We start from the raw sequence: 8,245 nt of genomic DNA, 5'->3' as shown, positions 1-8,245 counted from the left end.
CCGTCGCTGCAGTACCCGAACCGACGATGAACTCCCGTCGTCGCATACGCTACGCTCTCGGTCCTCAGTAAAAGCGATTGAAAAACGTTTCACGCCGCGAATCGAGCGATGAATCCGAACCCGATTAGGCCGTTACGACGTCGCCGGCTCCAGCAACTCCTTGTATCGGTTACGATGGTGACCTCGGAGATGTCGGCCACCTCGCTGACGGCGGCCTGTGTCGTCTTCTCGTTGGTCAAAAGTGAGGCCGCATACACCGCGGCGGCGGCGAGTCCGACCGGCGATTTCCCGGAGTGGACGCCCTGTTCCTTGGCGTTTCGGAGCAGCTCGCGGGCGCGGTTTTCGGCTTCGTCGGAGAGGTCGAGGTCGCTGGCAAAGCGCGGCACGTAGCTCTCGGGGTCGGCTGGCTGAATTTCCAGACCCAACTCTCGGACCACGTAGCGGTAGGTGCGGGCGATTTCGCTCTTCTCGACGCGGGAGACGCCGGCGACTTCGTCGAGGCTGCGGGGGACGCCGGCCTGTCGGGCAGCGGCGTACACCGACGCCGTCGAGACGCCCTCGATGGAGCGGCCGGGCAGGAGGTTCTCGTCGAGGGCTCGGCGGTAGATGACCGAAGCGGTCTCTCGGACGTTGTCCGGCAGTCCCAGGGCGCTCGCCATGCGGTCGATTTCGCCGAGTGCCTGCTTGAGGTTGCGCTCTTTCGAGTCCCGCGTTCGGAATCGCTCGTTCCACTTGCGGAGGCGCTGCATCTTCTGGCGCTGTCGGGCGCCGAGTGAGTTGCCGTAGGCGTCCTGGTCGCGCCAGTCGATGTTCGTCGACAGCCCCTTGTCGTGCATCATGTTGGTCGTCGGGGCGCCGACGCGTGACTTCTCGTCCTTCTCGGCGCTGTCGAAGGCGCGCCACTCCGGGCCGCGGTCGATTTCGTCCTCCTCGACGACGAGGCCGCAATCGCGACAGACCGTCTCGCCGTGTTCCGTATCCGCGCTGAGCTTCCCGCCGCATTCGGGACAGCCCGCTCGTTCGTCTCGTTCGGCTTCCCGTTCCGTCTCGGTGTCGGTCGTTCGTGTTCGTGTGTGCTCGCTCATGCTACGAGGCGGGTGCTACCAGGTAGGGATACACCCCGAAAAACCCGGTCAGCAGTCGCTACACCTACAGTGGTGCGAAAAGGTTTTAAAAGTTCTGGTAATTACGAGCGACGGACCGCAACGACGGCGTTTTCGCGGCCGTCTCACGTGGTGTCTGACGGTCTTATATGCGGTTACTCCCGGACCGACCCCTCGCTTTCGGCGTCCCGGGCCTCCTCGACGGCCGTCGTCAGCGAGACGTTGAACACGAGCGTCGAGGCGACGCCGCCGGCGACGGTGACGAGGTTCTTGATGGCGTGGTCGGCGATGGCCGCCGCCAGTGCGACGCCCCAACCGACCGGCGTCAGCGCCAACACGATGAGCGAGAACGCGCCCTCGTAGAGACCGATGCCGCCGGGCGACAGCGGCAGTACCTTCGCGAGGTTGCCGACGCTGACGGCGAAGAACCCGACGGCGACGAGCTCCCACAGCGCGAGGTCGACGCCGAAGGCGGCGAAGACGACGAGCGCCGTCACCACGTCGATAGCCCAGATGAGCAGGCTGGAGGCACCGATGAGGGCGAACGCTCGGCGGTCCTGTGCGACGGTCTGGATGTCGCCGGTGAACCGCTCGACGACGCCCGCGACGTAGTCGACGTAGGAGTCGCTGCTGACCCGACCCAGCGTCGTCCGGACGAGGTTCCGCTCCGAGCGGGCCGTCGCGACGATGACGCCGACGGCTGCGATGGCCGCGGCACCGACGCCTGCCGCGACGAACACCGCCGTCCGACCGCTGCTTTCGCCCTCCCCGGGTGCCTGCGTCGCACCGATGGCTGTCACGTCGACGCCGGCGGCCGCAAGCCCGAGGAACGTCACCCCCGCGAGCACCGTAATCGTGAGCAAGTCGAACACCCGTTCGATTGCCAGTGAGGCGAACCCGGAGGGGTAGGGGATGCCGCGTCGCGCCTTCACGATGTAGGCTCGGAGGGCGTCGCCGGCACGGGCCGGGAAGACGAGGTTCCCGGTTTGGCTGATGAAGACGGCGCCGGTGAGGAAGCCGACGCGTTCCCGGTACCCCAACTCGCTGAGAATATCGCGGTACCGAAGCCCCCGGAGCGGCCACGACAGCAGGTAGACGACGGTGGCGACGCCCAACAAACGCGGGTCCGCCGACTGCAGGGCCGTCAACACTTCGGTCGGGTCGAGATAGACGGTCATCAACGCGAGGGCGACGACGATGAGCGCGGTGCCGGCGGCCATCGTCACCCGTCGGTCGATTCGGGGTTTGACGCCGAGTTGCCACCACAGCCGCAGGATTTGACTGCCCATCCCGAAGACGTCCCGGACGAGGTCGACTTTGGTGTCGCCCTTCGGTTCCCAGTCGACGGGGAACTCCTTGACTCGGTAGCCGGCCCGCTGGGCGCGGACGAGCACTTCGGTGTCCCAGAACCAGTGGTCGTCCTCGACATCGTCGAGCAGCGCCAACAGCACATCGCGGTCGAACGCTTTGAACCCACACTGGTGGTCGTATAGCGGCGACCGGAGGAACAGCCGAACGAGGCCGTTGTACCCTTTCGAGGCGACGCCGCGTTCGGGTTGGCGGTCTTGTTTGTCGCCGGGGATGCGGCGCGACCCGGTCGCAACGTCGTAGTCGCCGGAGCGGACCGATTCGACGAGCTCTTCGAGGTGCCGCATGTCGGTGGCGAGGTCGGTGTCGAAGTACACCAACACGTCGCCGTCGCTTTCGCGGAAGGCCCGTTCCAGTGCGCCGCCGCGGCCGAGGCGTTCGTCGCTGTGGAAGTGTCGGACCCGGTCGTCCTCGGCGGCCATCCGGTCGGCGATTTCGGGTGTGGCGTCCGCACAGCCGTCCTCGGCGACGATGACCTCGAAACTGCCGGCCGGGAGGAACTCCGCGAGCGTCGACAGCGTCACCTCGACGGTGTGTTCGAGGCTGTCCGCCTCGTTGTAGGCGGGCAGAACGACGCTCACCTCCCGGTTTGTCATCGGGGAATCCTGCGGCAGCGCCGCGTATCAACCTTCTGTCTCCTCCTCGGGGTCCGCTGCGTCACTCTCGGTCACAACCGCTTTGTCAATCGACCGAGAACTGCCGGCAATGGTCGAGACGTACGTACTCGGTGCCGGTGCAGTCGTCGCCGTCGTAGTCGTGTTGCTCGTCGGCCGCTCGGTTCTCGGCGGGCCCTCGAAGGGCCAGCGGGAGCGCGACCGGGCCCACGAACAAGCCCAACAGCGCCCGCCGGAGGAAGCCGCCGAGAAGGGTGAAACGTACGAACTCGTCGTCAAGGAAACCCAGTACGACCGGACGCCGCCGGAGGTGCGTGGCACGATAAACGGCCTCCAGACGTTCGTCAGAGACGTGCCGGACCCCTCGGGGTCGGATGCACTCGGTGAGGGCGACACCATCAGCGTCCGCGTGACCGATTACGGTACGCAGGGGACGACCGCACAGGCGACGTTCCTCCGGCGGGCCTGAATCGGACCGCAAAACACGTTACCCGTCCCCCGTTTCTCCTCGACGTGCAGACGACCCACGAGGTACGCGTCGGCGACGCTCGCGAACTCGACCTCGCCTCCGAGAGCGTCGAGTTGGTGGTCACGTCGCCGCCGTACCCGATGGTGGAAATGTGGGACGACTCCTTCGCCGCCCAGGACGACGCCGTCGCCGAGGCGCTCGAATCGGGCGACGGTGACACCGCGTTCGAGGCGATGCACGCCCTGTTGGACGACGTGTGGCAGGGTGTCGCCGATGCCCTCGCGCCGGGCGGCATCGCCGCAGTCAACGTCGGCGACGCCACCCGACGGCTCGACGGCGAGTTCCGACTGTACCCCAACCACGCCCGCATCGTCGAGGGGTTGTCCGAGGCCGGCCTCACCCAACTGCCGGGTATCGTCTGGCGAAAACCGACCAACAGCACGGCGAAGTTCATGGGGTCGGGAACGCTGCCGACGAACGCCTACGCGACGCTGGAACACGAACACGTCCTGCTGTTTCGGAAGGGTGACACTCGTGAGTTCCCGCCGCACGACGACGACCGCTACGCCTCGGCGTTCTTCTGGGAGGAGCGAAACGAGTGGTTCTCCGACTGCTGGGAAATCCGCGGCACCCGACAGGCCCGCGAGGCCGACGACGGCGCCCGCGAGCGCTCGGGGGCGTTTCCACTCGAACTCCCGCTCCGGCTCGTCCGAATGTACTCGGTTCGCGGCGACACCGTGTTGGACCCCTTCGCCGGCACTGGGACCACCTCGCTCGCGGCGCTGGTCTCCGGCCGGTCGTCGGTGGCAATCGAACGCGATGCCGACCTCGCGGCGACGTTCGAACTCCGCGCCGAGACCGCCCCCGACCTCTCCCGGGACCTCGCCGCCGAACGGCTCGAAGCCCACCGGGAGTTCGTCGCCGACAATCCCGACACCGCGAACTACGAGGCCGAACGCTACGACACCCGCGTCGTCACGAAGAACGAACGCCACATCGAGTTGTCGACGGTCGCCGCCGTCGAGCGGACGGGGAAGTCGCCGACGCGGTTCCGGGCGACACACGAACCCTTTTAACGTGCCGCTCGACGCTGCGGGTATGACCCTCGATTTCGACGCGTTCACGCTCGCGGCGGCGACGGCCGACCTCGATGAGGAACCCGACGCTCGCGCCCACGCCGACTGCGTGGAGTTCCGGATGGACCTCGCCGATTCCCCGAGCGAGCAGTTGGCCGCCTACGACGGCGACCTTCCGCTCTTGGTCACCAACCGCGCCGACTGGGAGGGGGGTGAGGCCAGCGACGAGGGCCGCCTCGACGCCCTCGCGGATGCCCTTGCCCACCCGTCGGTCGAAGCCGTCGATATCGAACTCGCGACGCTCGAGGACGGCGACGGCGGCGACCTGCTGGACCGCGCCGACGCCGAAGACGTCTCGGTCGTCGTCTCCACCCACGACTTCGAGAAAACGCCTTCGAAGGGGCGCCTCCAATCGCTTCTGACCCGTGCCGGCACCTACGGCGACGTGGCGAAACTCGCGGTCACCGCCGAGGACCGGTCGGACGCCCTGGCCGTCCTGTCGGCGACCCACGAACTGACCGAACGCGGCCAGCGCGTCGCGACGATGGCGATGGGCGAGGCCGGCAGTCACACACGCGCGGTCGCGCCCGTCTACGGGTCGAAAATCGGCTACGCGCCGGTCGACCCGGCGAAGGTCACCGCTCCCGGACAGTACGACCTCGAAACGCTGCGGTCGCTGGTCGATTCCCTCGTTTAATCCTCCCGAGCGTTCCGCTCGGAGATGTAGGCCGCGACCGCGAGGAGGTTCACTATCGGCATCACCGAGGCGTGGAGCCACATCCTATCGCCGCCCCGTTTTCGGATGTCGTAGTACAGCCACGCCGGAACGAGCAACTCGACGGTCAGAAAGCCGAGCGCGAGGAGTCGAGCGGTTCGGGAGAACGACGCGAGAAGCGCCGTCCGACCCAGCAGGCTGGCGGTAACAACGGCGAGTGCGACGACGAGCGTGAGCAATTCCGCGACGAAAAGGGGGAACAACACGTCGCTGTCGTCGTCCATACCGACCACTCCGACAGTGAGTCATAAAAACGGTCACCCTGTCTGTGGCAAGGAACTCGACCCGGTGAAGTCAGCAGGGACCTCCCGTCGCTGGTTACTTGGCCCCGTCGCGAACCCGCCATACCCACAGCGTCCCCGCGATGAGAGCGAGTAAAGTCACGAGAGCGCCGAATCCCGGCTGGTCGACCGGCTCGGTGGGCGTCGCCGTCTCCGCTTCGTCGTCGCCGCCGTCGACGGTCAGTTCACCCGCCGGGACGCCGTTTACTGCAACGACGCCGTCGTTCGGTTCCTCGAAGGAGACGTCCAATTTCAGGTTGACCGTCTCCTCGGCTCCGACCCTCACGAAGTGCGTCGAGACGCTGTTACTGGCGTGTGTCACCCTGAGAGTCACCGTCGATTGCGCTCCGGGGTTGGTGACCCTCACTCGCACCGTGGTCGAATAGCCCACACGAACCCAGTCTGCCGGAAGCGACGCGTCCAGAACTTTGGGCTCTGTCTCCGCCGACGAGACGCTACTCGGTGTAGGCGTCGGCATCGGTGTCGATGTCGGTTCGGATGTCGGAACCGCCGTCGGTCGGGGCGTAGGCGGTGGCTGCGTTGCGGTCGGTGACGGCGTCCGGGTAGCCGTCGCAGTCACCGTCGGTGTCGAAGTGGCTGTCGCAGTTGGCGTGGGAACCCGGGTGGCCGTCGGGGTCATCGTTGGAGTCGGCGTCGGGATGGCTGTCTCGGTTAGTGTGGGCGTCAAGCGAGGAGGAGTGCCGATTGGGACTACTGTCGTCAGCGGTATCAGCGTCTCCTCGTCCTCCTCCTCATCCTCCTCATCTTCGTCTTCCTCATCCTCCTCATCATCATCGCCATCGCTGTGGTCGTCAGCGAGAACCGTCGAAGCGCCCCCGCCGGCATCCAAGGCGGCCCCTGCGAGCAGGCCGACCAGCAAGAGACTCACCACGAGGCACACCTTCAGAGCCGATCCCATAACCGTTGGACGACGTACGCATAGTTCGTTATACAGAGATATACACTCGTAATACGACCTTACTGTACGCCGACCAATCGGGGTCCGGCCGAACAGCCGTTCAGAACGGGAACGACCGCTGTTCGCGCTGGACGGAGATCCACTTCGTCTCGGTCAATTCGTCGACGATGGCGTCGCCGTGGAACCGACCGATTCCGGAGGCTTTCATCCCGCCGAACGGCACGTCCGGTTCCTCGTTGATTGGTTGGTCATTGATGTGGACCATCCCGGCGTCGATTTCGTCGGCGACGTCCTCGGCGCGGTTGCGGTCGCCGGACCACACCGAGGCTGCCAGTCCGTACTCCGTCGCGTTGGCCAACTCGATGGCCTCCTCGTCGTCGGAGAAGGGAATAACGGGCGCGACGGGACCGAAGTGTTCGTTGCAGGCCGCCGTCATGTTGTTGGTCACGTCCGACAGCACCGTCGGTTCGACGACCAGCGAGTCATCGACACCGTCGACGTCGACGGTGCCGCCGCCGGTTTCGAGCGTCGCACCCGCGTCGACGGTTTCCTCGATGTAGTCGAGGATTTGGTCCCGTTGGCTCTCGTTGATGATGGGCCCGACGAACGTCGCGGGACTGTGGGCGCTTCCGGCCGGCAGCATCTCGGCTTTCCCGACGAGGCCCTCCACGAACTCGTCGTACACTGACTCGTGGACGAGATGCCTGTTGATGGAGATGCACACCTGTCCCTGATGGGAGAAACTCCCGAAGGCGCTGCCGGAGACGGCGTTGTCGATGTCGGCGTCTTCGAGGACGACGCTGGGGCCGTTGCCGCCCAACTCCATGGCGGGGAAGGCGAGCGAGTCGACGGCCTGTTTCGCGACGTGTCGGCCGACCTCGGTCGACCCGGTGAACGCTACCACGTCCACGTCGGGGTGACCCGCGACGCGGTCGCCGATGCTGGAGCCACGGCCCGTCACGACGTTGACGAGGCCCGAGGGCGCGCCGGCCATCTCGAACAGTTTGGCGATGACGAGGCCGCTCGTCACCGGCGTCTCGGAGGCCGGCTTGATGACGACGGCATTGCCCAACGCGACCGCGGGGGCGACAGCCCGAATCGCGAGATGCAGTGGGAAGTTCCACGGGGGAATCACCGCGACGACGCCCGCCGGCTCCCGCTTGACGAGGTTCTCCTTGCCGGCGATGGTGGAATCGCGGATGTCGCCGTCCGCCCGCGAGGGCATCGTCGTCGCCTCAGCTACGTCGGCCACCGCCGTCTGGAACTCGACGGTGCTCTTCAGTTGTGCGCTGCCGGATTCGACCTGTAGCAATTCGGCGATGGCGTCCTCGTGGTCCTCCATCAACTCGTGGACGCGGTCGACCAGCGCCGCCCGTTCGCTCGGGTCGCGGTCGGCCCACGTCGACTGGGCGCTCACCGCGGCCTCGTAGGCTGCGTCCACGTCGTCGACGGTTCCCGCCGGTACCGCTCCCCACGGCTCTCGCGTCGAGGGGTCCTCGACGGTAATCGTCTCGCGGTCGCCGGGGCCGAGCCACTCGCCGCCGACGAACAGGCGGTTCCAGTCGCTTTCGACGTCGAGGTCGGGCGCGCTACCTTCTGTCTTGGTAACGTTAGACATCAACAGCTGTCGGTTACGCTGT

General features: G+C 66.4%; 7 protein-coding genes and 1 pseudogene. 3 read left to right on the top strand and 5 right to left on the bottom strand.

Annotation, left to right across the window (positions count from 1 at the left end; genetic code table 11):
* Positions 1–132 precede the first annotated feature (132 nt).
* A pseudogene (locus GJ631_RS15190) lies at positions 133–1,085 on the bottom strand (transcription initiation factor IIB family protein).
* Positions 1,086–1,258: 173 nt separating this feature from the next.
* Complete coding sequence (locus GJ631_RS15185; protein WP_156709967.1) at positions 1,259–3,067, bottom strand: flippase-like domain-containing protein; 1,809 nt, start codon at positions 3,065–3,067, stop codon at positions 1,259–1,261.
* Between the two features lie 109 nt (positions 3,068–3,176).
* Here GJ631_RS15185 and GJ631_RS15180 point away from each other — a divergent pair, with 109 nt between their 5' ends.
* From GJ631_RS15180 to GJ631_RS15170, 3 genes are read left to right on the top strand one after another with little or no spacing between them, the layout of a single operon-like run.
* Positions 3,177–3,554 carry a hypothetical protein gene (locus GJ631_RS15180; RefSeq protein WP_156709966.1) on the top strand — a complete coding sequence of 126 codons (378 nt, stop codon included), beginning with the start codon at positions 3,177–3,179 and terminating at the stop codon, positions 3,552–3,554.
* 44 nt (positions 3,555–3,598) lie between these two features.
* Positions 3,599–4,630, top strand: coding sequence for a site-specific DNA-methyltransferase (locus GJ631_RS15175; protein WP_370518692.1), 1,032 nt, complete (start codon positions 3,599–3,601; stop codon positions 4,628–4,630).
* 22 nt (positions 4,631–4,652) lie between these two features.
* Positions 4,653–5,327: a type I 3-dehydroquinate dehydratase gene (locus GJ631_RS15170; RefSeq protein ID WP_156709964.1), complete on the top strand. Its 675-nt coding sequence runs from the start codon at positions 4,653–4,655 to the stop codon at positions 5,325–5,327.
* Here GJ631_RS15170 and GJ631_RS15165 read toward each other — a convergent pair.
* The 3 genes from GJ631_RS15165 to GJ631_RS15155 form a co-directional block, all read right to left on the bottom strand.
* Complete coding sequence (locus GJ631_RS15165) at positions 5,324–5,629, bottom strand: hypothetical protein (protein ID WP_156709963.1); 306 nt, start codon at positions 5,627–5,629, stop codon at positions 5,324–5,326. The genes GJ631_RS15170 and GJ631_RS15165 overlap by 4 nt on opposite strands.
* Positions 5,630–5,723: 94 nt before the next feature.
* Positions 5,724–6,575 carry a hypothetical protein gene (locus tag GJ631_RS15160; RefSeq protein ID WP_156709962.1) on the bottom strand — a complete coding sequence of 284 codons (852 nt, stop codon included), beginning with the start codon at positions 6,573–6,575 and terminating at the stop codon, positions 5,724–5,726.
* A 130-nt stretch (positions 6,576–6,705) separates the two neighbouring features.
* Positions 6,706–8,223 carry an aldehyde dehydrogenase family protein gene (locus GJ631_RS15155; RefSeq protein ID WP_156709961.1) on the bottom strand — a complete coding sequence of 506 codons (1,518 nt, stop codon included), beginning with the start codon at positions 8,221–8,223 and terminating at the stop codon, positions 6,706–6,708.
* Positions 8,224–8,245: the final 22 nt, after the last annotated feature.

Origin of the sequence: Natronomonas sp. CBA1123, from assembly GCF_009741925.1 — an archaeon.
GTDB lineage: Archaea > Halobacteriota > Halobacteria > Halobacteriales > Haloarculaceae > Natronomonas.
This window is presented reverse-complemented; position numbering and strand designations above follow the sequence as displayed.

What these genes read in the sequence shown, in the direction of transcription:
- GJ631_RS15185 (WP_156709967.1), bottom strand. Translation starts at nt 3,067, where the DNA reads ATGACAAACCGGGAGGTGAGCGTCGTTCTGCCCGCCTACAACGAGGCG.
- GJ631_RS15180 (WP_156709966.1), top strand. Translation starts at nt 3,177, where the DNA reads ATGGTCGAGACGTACGTACTCGGTGCCGGTGCAGTCGTCGCCGTCGTA.
- GJ631_RS15170 (WP_156709964.1), top strand. Translation starts at nt 4,653, where the DNA reads ATGACCCTCGATTTCGACGCGTTCACGCTCGCGGCGGCGACGGCCGAC.
- GJ631_RS15165 (WP_156709963.1), bottom strand. Translation starts at nt 5,629, where the DNA reads ATGGACGACGACAGCGACGTGTTGTTCCCCCTTTTCGTCGCGGAATTG.
- GJ631_RS15155 (WP_156709961.1), bottom strand. Translation starts at nt 8,223, where the DNA reads ATGTCTAACGTTACCAAGACAGAAGGTAGCGCGCCCGACCTCGACGTC.